The organism is Allosphingosinicella deserti (assembly GCF_003012735.1).
Classification (GTDB): Bacteria; Pseudomonadota; Alphaproteobacteria; order Sphingomonadales; family Sphingomonadaceae; genus Allosphingosinicella; species Allosphingosinicella deserti.
In genome coordinates this window covers 235,306-249,966 of the sequence record NZ_PXYI01000008.1, presented here as the reverse complement: position 1 = coordinate 249,966, position 14,661 = coordinate 235,306, and the positions used below count along the sequence as shown (strand labels likewise).

The window sequence follows — 14,661 nt, the reverse complement described above, 5'->3', positions numbered from 1 at the left end:
TTGGCGAGTCCGTCGCCCGGACGGCTCGAGCGGCGAGCTCTTCAACCAGCGTGAATTCAACGACCGCTTTCAAACCTGCGCAAACGTCTAGAAGTGGCGCTGAGCCGACCAGCAGGTTCGGGACGGCTTAACGGCAGCGTCTGCCGAACCTGGCCAAACGGCGGCCCGCGCGGGACGGCCGTAGTTGGTCGCTTGCTGAGTTCCGGTGACAGTGCACATGATTGCATCGCCGCCAGCCGCTGCGGAACCCCGAAGGAGACAATGCGGCGCGCAGTGTCGATGGTCTACACGCGGGATTGGCGAGTCCGTCGCCCGGACGGCTCGAGCGGCGAGCTCTTCAACCAGCGTGAATTCAACGACCGCTTTCAAACCTGCGCAAACGTCTAGAAGTGGCGCTGAGCCGACCAGCAGGTTCGGGACGGCTTAACGGCAGCGTCTGCCGAACCTGGCCAAACGGCGGCCCGCGCGGGACGGCCGTAGTTGGTCGCTTGCTGCCGTAGGGGCCTGGCGCCAGGACGGCCGGACAATCCCGCCGATGCTAACCGTCTCAAGGCTGAGCCAGCTTCCCATCCGGTCCAGCTCTGTGGCACGCCGGCCCCTTCCTGCGGAGGCGGGGCAGAGACTTGGCCCCGGCCAATTTTTCATCTTGGCTGGCTGCCTTCAGATGTCGGGAAGGCGGTCGCCCAGCGCGGCGGCACTCACGATCTCGATGGCGCTGCCCGCTTCCTGCAGCTCGCGCGCTCTCCTGAACTCGGCATCGTACCGGACGTAACCGAAGGGCTCGTCCGCGACGACCACCAGCATAGTCGTGGTTTTTCCCACGGCTGCCACGACCCGTCCACCCTGCGCGGCGATGCGATGAGCGAGTGCGCCATGCCGGGGCTCGCCGAGGATGGCGACGCGCTGGCCGACAAGCGGTCCGGACAACGCCGGTGTTGGCGCGGGCGAGGCACGGCCGCGCTTCGGGGTGGCGAGCCAGGCGGCCAACGGAAAACCGGTCTCCTCCACGGCACGCAGTACGATCAGCCCAGCTGCGCGGGCGTCGCTCAACGCATCATGATGGTTGAGGCGAATGCCGAGATGCTTGGAAACAACGTTGAGCCGGTGACTGCCAAGGTTCGGCCAAGCGCGCTTGGCGACGCGCACGCTGTCGAGCCAAGTCGCCTCGATTAGCGCGCGATCATGGACTCGGCATGCTGCGGCAAGTGCGCCCTTGTCGAAATAGGAATGGGCAACCGTGACGCGGCCTGCCAGATGCCCGTCGATGACCCCGTGGAGATCGCCGAAGCACGGCTTGCCAGCGACATGGTCGGCAGAGATGCCGTGGATGCGCGTGTTGAAGCGGCTGAAATAGTCGCGCGGGTCGATCAGCGTTTCATACTCGAAGGTGATGTCTCCGCCTCGGAAACCCACGATTCCGATCTGGCAGATGCTGCTGACCCGGCCGCATGCTGTTTCGACATCGACCGACACGAAATCGGGCGCATTGTCCGTCTCGAACTGCTCGCCGGCCACGACTGGCAGGTCCTGCTCTGGGGAAATCGGGTGGAACATAACGCGATCATAGCGGCCTTTGCGCGTCACTCCTAGCGCGTTTCGAGCGCGGACACTCGCTGGCTGCCGACCGAGATCTCGCGGCGGCAGGGACCCGTTGGTCCCTGAAGCCGTGCGGGGCGATCCGCCGGATGCTGCAAGCGCGCGTAGAGTTCCGGACAGTTCCGGTGACAGTGCACATGATTCAGTTCCGGTGACAGTGCACATGATTGAGTCGCCGCCAGCCGCTGCGGAAGTCCGAAGGAGACAATTCGGCTCGCGGTGTCGATAGGCTAAACGCGGAGATGGCGAGTCCGTCGTCCGGACGACTCGAGCCCTTTGTGGACGGGATTAAACTTCGAAGCGGTGCATGCGAGATCGGTCGGCGAAGGCGTGCCTCCGCCCCGCAAGACGCTTCCGCTCGCGCCCAAAGCGCTTTACGCTCGCCGCGTGTTGCTCGTCGTCGGAACCATCCGCCTGCCCGCCCGGAATCTCGCCGCGGCCCGGCCGGTCATGAAACGCATGGCCGAGGCCAGCCGGGCCGAGGAAGGCTGCGTCGAATATGGCTATGCCGAGGACGTGTTCGATCCCGGCCTGATCCACGTGAAGGAGCTTTGGGTGGATCGGGGCGCACTCGACCGCCACTGCGCAGCGCCGCATCTCGCCGAATGGCGTGCCACCTGGGCCGCGCTCGGGATCGGCGATCGTGACCTCCGCGTCTACGAGGTCGGAGAACCCCGCGCGCTTTAGTCCGGGTCGGTGGCGTTCAAGGAACGGCGACACGCTCCTCGAACGCGAAGGCCGCACGCACCGGGCGCCAAATGCCGGAAGTGGCGGGCTGGTCTCCGGCGAACGTCTTTGTCCCAGGCAAGTGTGCGGCCTGTTCAGCCGAAGGCCGCCGTCACCGTCTCGATCGGAAGAAAGAGCGTCCGGCTGTCGCCTGGAAACGCCTGGAACTCGGCGCAGGCGAGATAAAAGAGCTTCGCCCTTTCGTCCTTGGCCTGAACCATCACGGCAGCGATGCCGATCGTCTGCGACGCGGCCGCGATCCGGCGCAGGGCGTCCGAGAGCATATCGGCGCCGAGCCCCTGCCCGGCATAGCCCCGGTCCACGGCAAGCCGGCCGATGATCGAAACGGGCACGGTGTCGGGTGCATTGCGCCGCAGGCCGCCGGGCGTCGCCGCACGTTCGACCGCCCCCGCCGAGACGGAGAAGTAGGCGACGACACGGTCGCCGTCGCACACCACGTAGGTTCGGGAAAAACGGCTCTCATTCTTGCGCGCGCGCTGCTTCAGCCAGGCGTCGAGCGCCAGCGCGCCGCAATCGAAGGCTTCGAGATCGTGATCTGCAGCAAGCGCAACCGGTGCCGACAGATGCATGGCGAACCGCGCTCAGGCCTGCCAGGTCGGTTTACGCCGGAGCAAGGCGCGCAGTTTCGGCCCGGGCGCCGGAGGATTGTCGAGCAGGTCGACGAAAGCGTCGTAGCGCCCGGCATCGACCGCGAACAGCCGCTGGTCCAGCAGCACGTCAACCGCGCGCGTGCGGGCAGTGTCGACCATGAATTCGGTGCGGGTCTTGCCGAGCAAGGCGGCCGCCTCGTCGATCAGCTGGCGGGTTTGCGTTTCGATGCGCAAGTTGATGCTGGCCCTGGGCTCGCCGGTGTTACGGCGCTCGAAAATGGCATCCTTGCCGTCAGCAGGATCGGAATTCAGCCGTGCCCTCGTCATGTGCAGAAGATGATCGTTTGTACCCACAACGTCAATACACAGGAACGGCGTTATGCATCGCACCCTTGCTACGCCCCTCCGAGTCAGCAGATCTCTGACAAGTTTACACAGAGCGCGGAGACGAAGAGCGCCTGGAAAGGCACTGCGATCCGCCCGTCCGTTCGACCATAGCCTGCCCGGAGCTCCGCCGAAGGGCGTCCTTCGCGTGTAAGAGCCCCGCAGGGCTGCCGTCTCCTCCGAACAAGAACGCAGGCGACCACCACCAGCAGCGACCCCGACGAGGAACAGTCATGCGATAGTCGCAACATTTCACTTGATGCCGAAAGCATTTCCGCGTACAGAACAGATAAGGAACATAAGCGTTGAGGGCGAACGTCCCCAGCTGCCCCTTTCGCTCGAGGAGATCACCATGCCGGATCCCGCCACCGCGTCTGCCCGCGCCACCACCGGTCAGTTCCTTCCCGGCCGCAGCGGAAATCCCGCCGGGCGGCCGCGCGGCGCGCGCAACAAGGCGTCGCGGCTGCGGGAGATGCTGGACGACGGCGAGGATAACGCGATCGTGCGCGCCGTGGTCGATCGTGCCCTCGCCGGAGAATGGCCCGCCTTGCGCGCCTGCTTCACCCGGCTGATGCCGCCCGCGAAGGACGTACCGGTCGACATCGACCTGCCCGACATTGCCTCGGCGGCAGACGTGGCACACGCCGGATCCGCGCTGATCGCGGCGGTGGCCGCCGGCGAGGTCACGCCGATCGAAGCGCAGCATGTGATGAAGCTGCTCGCCCGCCAACTGACATTCGTTCAGGCCGACGAACGGCGCAGCAGCGCACCCGGAGCAGACGCGTCCGCGTCGAAACCTGCTGCGGGCCGCACGACGTACCGCACCGCGCCTCCCGCCCCAGCCGCGCCGGCGGCGGATCCCTGTATTTCGCCTGTTCTTGCCACCAAAAGCGACACTCCGCGCCCGCAGGCGCCCCCGGGCTCACGGCACCACCGCCAAGACCCGCTTGCCGATGTCGGGGCTCTCCTGAGTGCTGCCGAAGGGCCTGTACTGGGCCGAGTCGAAGGGCCTGCCCTGAGATCGGTCGCAGCCTTTGCTACGCCAACGCGACGAAACCCAATCCTCCGCGATCTCTCGGCAAGCGCCTCCCGCCTCCCGCCGCACCAGGGCGCCTGTATTCCGCCTGTATTTCAGGACGCCCGGCGGGCCGGGGCGCGCGCATGATGCCGCGGCCCATCCCTCGCGGCACTTCGACCAGTTCCGCCGGCCGGACCGCCGGCCTTTCCCGCCTGCTGCCGCAGCCGAACGATCCGTTGCTGGCGATCGACCTGCCGAGGATCGAGTCGGCCGACGATGTGGCAAAGGCCGGCGCCGCCGTGATCGCGTCGGTCGCCGCCGGCGAGATCACCCTCCGCGAGGCGCAAGGCATGATGAAGCTGCTGACCGCCCACGCACGGCTGCTCACCGCCGCCGGCCGGGCGCGTCGCGGCACCGGCCGTTGACCGCGTGGCCTTCCTCCGTGGGAATTCCTCGTGCGGACCTCTTCGATCCAAGGGCCCGACTTCCCCTGTATTGCGCCTGTTGTTCGAGGGCGGGGCAGCGGATTGCCAGCCGCCGAGAATTGCCGCGCGCGGCATCGCCGCCGGGGCTCCGGCGTTCCCACCTTCGCGGCTTCGTGCCGCTTCGTCGCGTGGCCTGTCCGAGATGGGCCGAAGGATGGGGGAGAATCGGCAGCAGCGTCGCCTCGCCGCCCGACAGGAGAATGCGCTCGGTCCCGTTACGCACGAACACGCCGCTGCGTAGACGGCGACGCAAACGAGGGCTCGCGATGCTCGCCACCCACGCCCGGCTCCTCCCTTCCGGGGAGGGGTGGAGTCACCGCGCCACCGGCAGGCAGATCTCGAACCGCGCGCCATGCTGAGCCGGCACGCTGACGATGGTGCCGCCGCACGCCGCCAGCAGCGATCGCGCGATCGACAGGCCGAGTCCCGAGCCCCCCTCGGCGCGGCGGCTGGTGTGGAACGGCTCGAAGATGCGCTCATGATCGGCGCCGGGGATTCCGGGGCCGTCGTCCGCGACGATCAGCCGCACCCGCGCCGCCTCCGCCCGCCCTTCGATGGTGACTCGCTGCGCGCCGGCCTGGCGGCTGTTCTCGACCAGGGTTTCGAGCACCGCCTCCAGCAATTCCTCGGGCGCCGAGACGCTCGGCAGATCGGCCACCGCCAGGACGACGTCGAACGCCGCATTGCGGTGCGCGTCCGCCACCCGCAGCGCCGGATCGGCGACCGCGCCGGCGCTGTCCTCCGGCGCCAGCGCCATGTCGGCGCGGGCGAGATCGAGCAGCCGTCGGAGCAAGTGCGAGAGCCGGTCGGCATCGGCATTGGCGTTGCGCAGGAAACGCGCGCGCTCGTCGTCGCGCATGGTCGGGTGCTCAGCCATGAGTTCGAGCACGCCCTTGATCCCGGCGATCGGAGTCTTGAGCTCGTGGCTGACGGCGGCGGCGAAGTCGCGCAGGTAGCGCGAGCGCCGCTCGATCCGCTCGGCCATGGCGGCGAAATTGACGTAGAGCGCCTGGATCTCGATCGCCGCGGTCGGCGGCGGCTCCGGCACCGACACGGCGCCGCGGGCGACATTCTCGGTCGCTTCGCTCAGCGCCTCGATCGGCCGGGTGATGCCGCGCGACAGCAAGGCGGCGAGCACCAGCAACGTGGCGAAGATCAAGGCAATTCCGAGCAGGATCTTGCCGCGATCCTGGTAGAGTCCGACGAACAGCCCGCGCGGCGAGCGCGAAAGCATCAGGATCCCGATCACCCGACCGCCGCCCTCGATCGGCCGCACATAGTGTACGCGGACGGTCGCGGCGCGGCTCAGCCATTGCAGCGGATACCGGACCTCATAGGCGTCGTTCTCGCGCAGCATCGTCACCGTCCGCCCCGCCATCGCCGCGCGCACTTCGGGCAGATGGGCATAGCTCTTGCGCAGGTCGCCGCGGCCGAGGACGACGATCCCCCGGGCGTCGAGCACGCGGATCGCGGCCAGGGTGATCCGGGTCGTCTCGCGGGCGATCGGCAGCAGCCGCAGCCCGGCCTGCCGCGCCGGCGCTTCGGCGGAGTCCGCGGTCGTCCGCCAATCGGCCTGCGACGGCAGGGTCGACATCGCGTTGAGATCGATCTGGGGCTGCTGCGGCTCCAGCCGCTCGGGCGGCGGCGGCAGCGGATCCGGCCATGAGCTCCGATAGACCCCAGCCAGCACCGCCCCTTGCGCAATCAGCTCCGCCTCGGTCTGCTGGACCAATGTATTCTCGTAGACGCGCAGGAACACCGCGCCGATGCCGGGCAAAGCCGCGACGAACAGCAGGGTCGCGAACAGGATGGTGCGCAGGCGAAGCGCCGGCCAATGGGCCTTCACCCAGTCCTTGGCGGCTCGGATCAAGCCGGCTCGCCGAGACAGCGGCCGATGCGATAACCGACGCCGGCCTTGGTCTCGATCAGATCGCTGCCGCCGAGCCTCGCGAATTTGTGGCGGACGTTGCGAATGTGGCTGTCGATGGTGCGGTCGGTGACCGCGAAGCCCGGCCCGTGCAGGCGGTCGATGATCGCGTCGCGGCTGAACACCTTCGACGGCACGCTCGCCAGCGCCAGCAGCAGCTGGAACTCGGTGACCGTAACGGGCACGTCGGTGCCCGCCCATTGCGCTTCCCAGGCTTCCGGATCGAGGCGAAGATTGTTGTGCACCACCGGCCCCCTGGGCTGCTCGCCGGCTGCGGCTCGCCCACCGCGCTTGAGGATCGCGCCGACCCGGGCAACGACCTCGCGCGGCGAGAAGGGCTTCACCACATAATCGTCGGCGCCGAGCTCGAGCCCGACGACCCGGTCGATCTCGTCGTCCCGGGAGGAGAGGAACAGGATCGGAAGGTCGCCGCTGGTCCGCAGCCGCCGGCACACTTCGAGGCCGTCCATCCGCGGCATGTTGATGTCGAGGACGACGAGGTCCGGGCGCTCGCGCGCGATCGCGGCAAGGGCGGCTTCGCCGTCGCCGGCCTCGCTCGTTTCCATGCCGGCCTTGCCGAGCGCGAAGGTCAGGACCTGGCGGATATGGGCGTCGTCGTCGACGACGAGGATCTTGTGGGTCATCGCATTCATCTCTGTCACCGTGCGGCAGGGGCTGTCAAAGTGGTGCGTGCGTCCCGCTCCGCGGGCGTCGGCGTGCCGATCGGCTCCACTCCCGCAGGCGTTCCGGTCCTCTCCACTCCCGCGGAGGGAAGCGGCGGAGCCGGCTGTGCGACCACGGGCGGAGGCGGGAGCGGCGCCGGCGCGGCGTCGCAGCCGCGCGCATCCGGGGCGAAGCGCGGCAGGCGGTGCGCGCTCGCCGCTGTCCGCGCCGCTTCCAGCCGGCGCGCGCCGAGCATTGTCCAGGTCCGCCAGTCCCGCTGCCGCGCCTCGAGCGCAAGCAGCCTGGTGTTGCGGATCCACGCCAGCTTTCCGCGGAAGGCCGGCTCCTTGATTCGGCTTTCGAGCTCGATAACCGGCAGCAGAGCGGAGTCGCCGAGCTGACCGAGATAGCAGAGGTCGAGCGCAGCGCCCTTGCCGCCCGCCTCGCGGGCATGGCGCACGTTCCACGACGCGGCGACGGCGCCGAGATCGACGAACGCGCAGGCCGAGAGCAGCAGGCCGGCGGCGAGCAGGTTGGCGTTGATCAGCCAGCGCGCGCTCTTGCGGCCCCACAGCCGCCAGCAGATCAGCATCAGGCCGATCGCGACCAAGGCCATCCACAGCAAGGCCGAGATCCGCAGGATCGTCAGCGAATAGGCTTCGACATAGTCGATCGTGCGAAGCATCGTCGACGCGACCAGCAGCACGTTCTGCGCGATCCACACCGACACCAGCCGGCGAACGAGCCGGCTCTCCGCCATCTCGGTGCCGGGCCGCAGGGTGACCAGCACGAACAAGGCGGCGAGCAAGGCGGTGGCGATCAGCGGATAGGCGCCGCGATGCGCGTAATCGGCAAGCGTGAGATCGCCGGGCAAGGGTGCGCCGCTCCACAGAAAGGCGACGTCGAGCGCGTTCTGCAGCGCGAAGATGAGGTTGAACGCGATCAGCGACAGCGTCACGGACGCCAGACTGACGCCCGGCAGCGCGAAATCCTCCTCGACCAGATCGATCCGGCCGAGCCGCAACAGCGCCGGCCGCAGCAGGCTCCAGATGGCGACCGCGGACAGCAGCCAGAAGCCGAGCCGCGCGAACGACAGGCCGGCCGCCGCCTCGCTCCATTCGACGCTGAGCGCCTCGCCGATCAGCGGATTGGCGCGGGCGAAGAGGGCGAGGAAGACGAGACTGCCCATGAACGGCAGCCCGAACAGCGCGATCCTGCTGTGGGTTCTGGATCGGGCCCGGCGGCGGCGCGCGCGCTGGACCTTGCCGAAATCGCGGAACGGCAACGCAGCGGCGGCGACGAGCTGATAGCCGACGCGCACGGCCCAGCGCAGGCCGTTGTCGAAGCCGATGCGGGGCAGCAGCACCATCATCGAGACTGCCGCCCAGAACAGGGCCGCCGCGAGCAGCGACGGATCGGCGAACAGGGCGACCGCGAACAGCAGAGCCGCTCCGGCGGCGATCGAGGCCGCGACGCTGCGCCGGATCGCCGGCCGTGCGAGCGCGGCCGCGGCGATCAGCAGCCCGGCGAAGAGCCCGGCCGTCGAGCCTGCGCCGACGCCGTAGAAGAGCCGGTCCGCAACGAAGAGCAGGCTGACGGCAAGGAACAGCTTCAGCCCGAAACTGAACCGGCCCCGCTTGCCCGCCGAGGATGCGGGTGCGACGGCATCGAGATACATGGATTGCCTCCCTGTGATGAGATGCCTGTCCTGGCGGAGACGTGTCGAGGCGGGTTGGGACGGGTGCGTGCTTTCGGCGCGCAGCCCGTGCAGAATCGGTGCAGATCATGCCCCCGCGTGACGATTTCCCGTTGCGAGCGAGGCCCTTGGCTGCCAGCAGTCGCTCCGATGACTTCCGCCGCGACCGCACGCTCCGCCCTCCGAACCGCGACGGAGGAGGTGCACGAGCGCTTGCACCACGCCCCGCCGTTCGCCGACATTGCCGCCGGACGGCTCGGCCGCCCGGCCTATGCCGCCCTGCTCGGCTGCCTGCATCTTTTTCACATCACGCTGGAGGGCCGGTGCGGCGCCGCCTGGGGCACGGCGGCGCGGTCCGGCGATCGCATCGGCCGCCTCGAGGCCGATCTTCATCACCTCGGAGCAGTGCCCCCGCGCGGCCCGGCGCCCTGGTGCCCGCCCGACGCCCCGGGCGCGGCCCTCGGCTGCCTCTATGTCGCGCAGGGGTCGACGCTCGGCGGCCGGGTGATCGCGCGGCAGCTCGATTATCTGCTTCCCGACGTGAGGGGCCGCACCTTCTTCGCCGGCGGTCCCGAGGATGGGGCGCGCTGGCGAGCCCTGTGCGCGTTGATCGAGCGCGAGGGCGGCATTCCGGCGCAGCGGGCAGCGATGATTGCCGGCGCCGAGGCGGCTTTCGCCTTGTTCGAACGCTGCCTCGAACGGGAGACCGTCCATGGCTGAGCTGCCGGCGTCCGATCTCACCATATGCGATCGCGAGCCGATCCACATCCCCGGCGCGATCCAGCCGCACGGCCTGCTGATCGTCCTCGACCAATCCGGCGCGATCGTCGGCTGCGCGGGCGATTTCGATCGCCATCTCGGCCGCTCCGGGACGCCGCTCGGCCTGCCGGTCGAGCAGCTTCTCGGCGCCGACATCCGCCGCCGGCTCGCCGGCACCGGCCACCGCGGGATCCTTGAGGCACAGGACGGATCCTCCCTCGACGTCACGACGCATCACCAAGGCCCTTCGCTGATCGTCGAGCTGGAACCGATCGATACCGCCCCGCCCAGCGCCGCCGAGGCGCTCGCGAGGGTGCAGGATGCGGCGCGGTCGATCGCCGCCGCCCACACTCCGATCGCCGCCTGCCAGGCCGCGGCTGCGACCGTGCAGCAGGTTACCGGCTACGACCGGGTGATGGTCTATCGCTTCCTTGGCGACGGCGCGGGGCGGGTGATTGCGGAGGCCCTTTCCGACCCGTCGCAGACATTGCTGCACCAGCATTTCCCGGCGACCGACATTCCCCAGCAGGCGCGCGCGCTCTACGTCCGCAACCGCATCCGCCTCATCCCCGACATCGCCTACACGCCGGCGCCGCTGATCGGCGATGCGGGCGTGATCGACATGAGCGACTGCATCCTGCGCAGCGTCTCTCCGATCCATCTCCAATATCTGCGCAACATGGGCGTCGCAGCGTCGGCTTCGGTGTCGATCGTCGTCGACGACAAATTGTGGGGCCTGATCGCCTGTCACGCCAACGCCCCGCGCGCCATCCCGCACGAGGCGCGCCAGCTCTGCTGCCTGGTCGCCGAATTGCTTGCCACCGACATCGCCCGCCGCGCTGATGCCGCCAGCCACGCCCAGGCGCTGCGATATGCCCGGCGGCGGGAGGAGCTCGTCCCCTTGCTGCTCGACATGGACAGCATCGAGGCGGCGCTCGACGCATCGATCCCCGACGTCGCGGCGCTGCTGCCATGCGACGGTGCCGCGGTGTGGAGCGACGGCACGATCACGGTTACCGGCTCGGCGCCCGACGAAGCGGCGGTCTCGGCGCTTGTGCAGTGGCTGCTGCGGCGGGATGCGCCCGTATTCGCAAGCAGCAGTCTCCGCGAGTCCTATCCACCGGCGGAGGCGTTCGCCGGGGCGGCCAGCGGCCTTGCCGCCTCGGTCGTCCGCCGCGAGCCCGGCCTTGTGCTGATGTGGTTCCGGGCCGAGCAGGTCGAAGCGGTGAATTGGGCCGGCAATCCCCACAAGGCGGTGGAAGGCCCGGCGGGGATGCTGACCCCGCGCAAGTCCTTCGACCTCTGGCGGGAAACGGTTCGCGGCCGCTCCGCTCCCTGGACCGACACGGAGATCGAAGCCGCGCGGCGGTTCGGGGAGGCGGTGTGCGATCTCGCCCGCCAGAAGAACCTGGCCGATCTCAACCGCCAGCTGCGAACCGCGGTCAGCGCCCGCGACGAGATCATCGACAAGAAGGATCTGCTGATGCGCGAGGTGCATCACCGGGTCCAGAACAGCCTGCAGCTGGTCACCTCGATGCTCCACATCCAGGCGGCGGACGTCGACGACGAAGCGATCCGGCACCAGTTCGAGCTCGCGCGCCAGCGGGTGATGGCCGTCGCCATGGCGCACCGCCGGCTGTGGCGCGCCGACGAGGCGGACACGATCAATCTCGACACCTTCCTCGAGGAAATCGGCGAAAGCCTGGTCGAGAGCTGGGGCCCGGCCTGGGAAAGCCAGCTCGTCGTTCGGGTGGCGCCGGTGCGGGTCGCGACCGGCGACGCGGTGATCCTGGCTTTGCTTGTCACCGAATTGCTGACCAACGCGGTCAAGCACGCCTATGACGGCGCCATCGGCCCGCTGGAGCTTCGCGCCGAGCAGAAGTCGGAAGGCGGCGGGCTGGAAGTCTCGGTCTGCGATCGCGGCAAGGGCTTCGCCGGAGCCGAGAAAGCCGGCAGCTTCGGCTCCAGGCTGACCCGCGGCCTCGTCCGTCAGCTCAAGGGCCGCATCGACTTCCACGACAACGGTCCCGGCACCCGCGCCACGCTCACCTTGCCCGATCGTGTGGTCTGATCGGCGGACCCACCCCGGATCGTCGCGCCGACGGGCCGCCGAGGCGCAGCGCGGCCAGAGCGTCCCTTGGGCGGTGCCGACCGCCAGCATTGGCCGACAGAAGCAAGTCGGTGCCCCCGTGAATGCTGAGCGTGGCTCGATCCTCGGCCTCGATGTCGCGATCGTCGCGACTGCGCAGCCGGAGGATGTCGTTGCCGGGCGAGCCGGCAAGGCGTCGCGCGGACAGCCTCCGCCTGGTGCCCGGCTGTCAGGCTGGCAGCCGCGCCTCGAGTGTGCAGATCACGCCTTCGGGCGGGAATGCGATGGTGGCGGTGCCGCCGAATTCGGCGGCGAGCGCGCGCTCGATCATGCGGGTGCCGAAGCCGCGGCGGGTCGGCGTCACCACCCGCGGGCCGCCGCTTTCGCGCCAGCTGAAGCGCAGCATCTCGCCCGCCACGACCCATTCGACCGCCACCGTCCCATCCGGCGACGAGAGCGCGCCATATTTGGCGGCATTGGTGCACAGCTCGTGCAGGGCCAGCGCCAGCGCGACCGCGGTCTTGGCGGGCAGCCGCAGATCGGGCCCCGAAGTCTCGACCCGACCGCTCTGCAGCGGCGCCACCGCGTCGGCGACGACCTGCGCGATCGATGCCGCCTCCCAGCTTTCGCGGGTGAGCAGGTTGTGGGCGGCGGAGAGCGCGGCCAGCCGCCCGTCGAAGGCCGACCGGATTTCCGCGGGAACGGCGGGGCCGCGGAAGCTCTGGTGGGCGATGCCCTGGACGATGGCCAACGTGTTCTTGACGCGGTGGTTGAGCTCGTTGACCAGCAGCCGCTGATGGTCCTCGGCCCGGCGCCGCTCGGTCACGTCCATGTTGGTGCCGACCATGCGCAGCGGCGTGCCGTCGTCCCCATAGAGAAAACGGCCGGAGCCCTCGATCCAGCGTATCGCGCCATCCGGCCGACGGATGCGGAATGCGAAATCGAGCCGCGGGCGGCGTTCCGCCATCGCCTCTCCCATCGCCGCCTGCATCGCTTCGGCATCCTCGGGCAGCAGGCATTTGGCCCAATCGGCGATGTCGCCGCCGAAACTGCCTGGGCGCAGGCCGAACAGCGTCTCCTCCTGCTCGGTCCAGACCACCTTTCCCGTCTGCACGTACCAGTCGAAGATGCCGATGCCGTGCGCCGTCACCGCCAGATCCAGGCGGCCGGCGCTCTCGGCCAGCGCCTCGCTCGCATTGCGCTCGTCGGTGACGTCGCGGAACGTTCCGACGACATAGGTCGCGCAGCCGTCGGCGCCCCGCTCCACCGCGCCGACGGCGTGCAGCCGGCGGACGGCGCCATTGGGATGAACGACGCGATATTCGGCGTCGTAGATCGGGGTCTCGCCGGCGATCGCTGCTGCGAAGGCCGCCTCCGCCGCAACACGGTCGCCCGGATAGACCAGGCCGCGCCACTCGCCGAACGTGACCGCCCGATTCTTCGCCGATACGCCGAGCATCCGCGCGGAATATTCCGACCAGCCGCCGGTGCCGCTCTCGATGTCGAACCACCAGGAGCCGAGCTTTCCCGCCTCCATCGCCACCCGCAGGCGCGCTTCGCTGTCACGCTGCGCCGCTTCGACCCGCTTGCGCTCGGTCGTATCGACGATCGTGCCGATCGATCGCAGCCCGACCGCGTCCGGGACCATCCGACCGACCACGGAGATCCACCGGGTTTTGCCGTCGTCGGCGCGAACGATCCGGAACTCCTGCCGGAAATCGCCGCTTCCGCCGATCGCGCGCTTATGCTCCGTCAGCACGGAGTCGGCATCGTCGGGGTGGATACGCTCCCGCCACATCGGCACCGTCGCCCGTCCGTCCGGCGTCGGCACGAAGCCCAATATCCGGAACACGCTCTCGGACCAATAGCCGATGCCGGTCTCGAGGTTCATGTCATAGATCCCGGCGCCGGTGCCTTCAACGGCAAGCTGGAGCCGCTCCTTCGTGCCGGCATGCGCGGCACGCTCGGCCCGTTCCTTGGTGATGTCGCGCTGGACGCAAAGCCAGTGTGTGCGGCCGTCGAGCATGACGGCGGTGATCCGCGACGCGGTGTAGAAGGTCGAACCGTCCCTGCGGCGGTTGTGCCACTCGCCGACCCACACGCCCTCGCGGCGCAGGGTGCCGATCACCTCCGCGACGCGATCGTCATTGGCCTCCCCCGGACCGGCATTCTGGGTGGAGACATGGCATCCGATCAATTCGCCCTCGGAATAGCCGAACATCCGGTCTTCGGCAGGGTTGGTGTAGACGATGATCCCGTCCTCCGTGGACAGGCTCACCCCTTCGGTCATGCTCTCGACGATCAGCCGATAGGTCTGCAGCGCACCGGCGATTTCGTGCGCACCGCCGGCGCCGCTTCCCGCGGCGCAATGGCCTTTCGTCGCCCTCCGAGCGCCGGGCACCGGTTCTGCGTCGCTGTCCCCCACGGCTCCCCCTTTCGCCTCCGAGTGTATGCGCAAGGACCTACGCTGAATAGTGGGCGGCGCGCGGGCAAGTGCTTGATCTGGAGCAAGGTGCGACGGGAGCAGCATTGGGAACCGGGGTGCGCCTTGACTTTTTCGCCCGCATCGACCACATGGCGTTCAGCGAAGCATTATTGCAGCGTGAACTGGCGCCCGTCGCCCGGCTCTGCTTCGTATTTTCTTAGCGTCCTCCCATTTCACGCGGGTCGGCAGAAACCCGCCGCGTTTCCGCGCGCCGTTTCGGCT

Annotated in this window: 13 protein-coding genes; 6 read left to right on the top strand and 7 right to left on the bottom strand. The window is 69.0% G+C overall.

What is annotated here, in order from left to right; genetic code table 11:
* The first annotated feature begins 261 nt into the window (after nucleotides 1–261).
* Entirely contained in the window at nucleotides 262–387 is a 126-nt protein-coding gene (locus C7I55_RS29300) for a hypothetical protein (protein ID WP_269845231.1), read from the top strand.
* Between the two features lie 273 nt (nucleotides 388–660).
* Here C7I55_RS29300 and C7I55_RS22040 read toward each other — a convergent pair whose 3' ends face one another.
* On the bottom strand, nucleotides 661–1,554 hold the full coding sequence (locus C7I55_RS22040) for an exonuclease domain-containing protein (protein WP_233222349.1): 894 nt from the start codon (nucleotides 1,552–1,554) through the stop codon (nucleotides 661–663).
* 372 nt (nucleotides 1,555–1,926) lie between these two features.
* On the opposite strand from C7I55_RS22040, the gene C7I55_RS22035 reads away from it, so the two are divergent.
* Nucleotides 1,927–2,283: a putative quinol monooxygenase gene (locus tag C7I55_RS22035; protein ID WP_408640623.1), complete on the top strand. Its 357-nt coding sequence runs from the start codon at nucleotides 1,927–1,929 to the stop codon at nucleotides 2,281–2,283.
* A 134-nt stretch (nucleotides 2,284–2,417) separates the two neighbouring features.
* Here C7I55_RS22035 and C7I55_RS22030 read toward each other — a convergent pair whose 3' ends face one another.
* Nucleotides 2,418–2,912 (bottom strand): GNAT family N-acetyltransferase, encoded by a 495-nt coding sequence (locus C7I55_RS22030; RefSeq protein WP_106515179.1) that lies wholly within the window; start codon nucleotides 2,910–2,912, stop codon nucleotides 2,418–2,420.
* Between the two features lie 12 nt (nucleotides 2,913–2,924).
* Nucleotides 2,925–3,260 (bottom strand): type II toxin-antitoxin system TacA family antitoxin, encoded by a 336-nt coding sequence (locus tag C7I55_RS22025; protein WP_106515178.1) that lies wholly within the window; start codon nucleotides 3,258–3,260, stop codon nucleotides 2,925–2,927.
* A 409-nt stretch (nucleotides 3,261–3,669) separates the two neighbouring features.
* Here C7I55_RS22025 and C7I55_RS22020 point away from each other — a divergent pair, with 409 nt between their 5' ends.
* Nucleotides 3,670–4,482 (top strand): DUF5681 domain-containing protein, encoded by an 813-nt coding sequence (locus tag C7I55_RS22020; RefSeq protein WP_106515177.1) that lies wholly within the window; start codon nucleotides 3,670–3,672, stop codon nucleotides 4,480–4,482.
* Nucleotides 4,479–4,760, top strand: coding sequence for a hypothetical protein (locus tag C7I55_RS22015; RefSeq protein ID WP_106515176.1), 282 nt, complete (start codon nucleotides 4,479–4,481; stop codon nucleotides 4,758–4,760). Before C7I55_RS22020 ends, C7I55_RS22015 begins: the two co-directional genes overlap by 4 nt.
* A 373-nt stretch (nucleotides 4,761–5,133) precedes the next feature.
* On the opposite strand, the gene C7I55_RS22010 is transcribed toward C7I55_RS22015, so the two are convergent.
* Genes C7I55_RS22010 through C7I55_RS22000 form a run of 3 tightly spaced genes read right to left on the bottom strand, consistent with a single transcriptional unit; the run spans nucleotide 5,134 to nucleotide 9,088 of the window.
* The gene (locus C7I55_RS22010; RefSeq protein ID WP_106515175.1) at nucleotides 5,134–6,690 is read right to left on the bottom strand and encodes a sensor histidine kinase; all 1,557 of its coding nucleotides are present in this window, start codon (nucleotides 6,688–6,690) and stop codon (nucleotides 5,134–5,136) included.
* Entirely contained in the window at nucleotides 6,687–7,391 is a 705-nt protein-coding gene (locus tag C7I55_RS22005; RefSeq protein WP_106515207.1) for a response regulator transcription factor, read from the bottom strand. The genes C7I55_RS22010 and C7I55_RS22005 overlap by 4 nt, the downstream gene beginning before the upstream one ends.
* A gap of 14 nt (nucleotides 7,392–7,405) precedes the next feature.
* Nucleotides 7,406–9,088 (bottom strand): DUF4153 domain-containing protein, encoded by a 1,683-nt coding sequence (locus C7I55_RS22000; RefSeq protein WP_106515174.1) that lies wholly within the window; start codon nucleotides 9,086–9,088, stop codon nucleotides 7,406–7,408.
* A 168-nt stretch (nucleotides 9,089–9,256) separates the two neighbouring features.
* On the opposite strand from C7I55_RS22000, the gene C7I55_RS21995 reads away from it, so the two are divergent.
* Both C7I55_RS21995 and C7I55_RS21990 read left to right on the top strand, forming a co-directional pair.
* Nucleotides 9,257–9,826, top strand: coding sequence for a biliverdin-producing heme oxygenase (locus C7I55_RS21995; protein WP_106515173.1), 570 nt, complete (start codon nucleotides 9,257–9,259; stop codon nucleotides 9,824–9,826).
* Nucleotides 9,819–11,936 (top strand): histidine kinase dimerization/phosphoacceptor domain -containing protein, encoded by a 2,118-nt coding sequence (locus C7I55_RS21990; RefSeq protein ID WP_106515172.1) that lies wholly within the window; start codon nucleotides 9,819–9,821, stop codon nucleotides 11,934–11,936. Before C7I55_RS21995 ends, C7I55_RS21990 begins: the two co-directional genes overlap by 8 nt.
* A gap of 247 nt (nucleotides 11,937–12,183) precedes the next feature.
* On the opposite strand, the gene C7I55_RS21985 is transcribed toward C7I55_RS21990, so the two are convergent.
* Nucleotides 12,184–14,379, bottom strand: coding sequence for a PAS domain-containing sensor histidine kinase (locus C7I55_RS21985; RefSeq protein WP_158266538.1), 2,196 nt, complete (start codon nucleotides 14,377–14,379; stop codon nucleotides 12,184–12,186).
* Nucleotides 14,380–14,661: the final 282 nt, after the last annotated feature.

Excerpts from the sequence above, each read along its gene's own strand:
- C7I55_RS22015 (WP_106515176.1), top strand. The coding sequence starts at position 4,479 with ATGATGCCGCGGCCCATCCCTCGCGGCACTTCGACCAGTTCCGCCGGC.
- C7I55_RS22000 (WP_106515174.1), bottom strand. The coding sequence starts at position 9,088 with ATGTATCTCGATGCCGTCGCACCCGCATCCTCGGCGGGCAAGCGGGGC.
- C7I55_RS29300 (WP_269845231.1), top strand. The coding sequence starts at position 262 with ATGCGGCGCGCAGTGTCGATGGTCTACACGCGGGATTGGCGAGTCCGT.
- C7I55_RS22020 (WP_106515177.1), top strand. The coding sequence starts at position 3,670 with ATGCCGGATCCCGCCACCGCGTCTGCCCGCGCCACCACCGGTCAGTTC.
- C7I55_RS22040 (WP_233222349.1), bottom strand. The coding sequence starts at position 1,554 with ATGTTCCACCCGATTTCCCCAGAGCAGGACCTGCCAGTCGTGGCCGGC.
- C7I55_RS21990 (WP_106515172.1), top strand. The coding sequence starts at position 9,819 with ATGGCTGAGCTGCCGGCGTCCGATCTCACCATATGCGATCGCGAGCCG.
- C7I55_RS22005 (WP_106515207.1), bottom strand. The coding sequence starts at position 7,391 with ATGACCCACAAGATCCTCGTCGTCGACGACGACGCCCATATCCGCCAG.
- C7I55_RS21995 (WP_106515173.1), top strand. The coding sequence starts at position 9,257 with ATGACTTCCGCCGCGACCGCACGCTCCGCCCTCCGAACCGCGACGGAG.
- C7I55_RS22025 (WP_106515178.1), bottom strand. The coding sequence starts at position 3,260 with ATGACGAGGGCACGGCTGAATTCCGATCCTGCTGACGGCAAGGATGCC.
- C7I55_RS22030 (WP_106515179.1), bottom strand. The coding sequence starts at position 2,912 with ATGCATCTGTCGGCACCGGTTGCGCTTGCTGCAGATCACGATCTCGAA.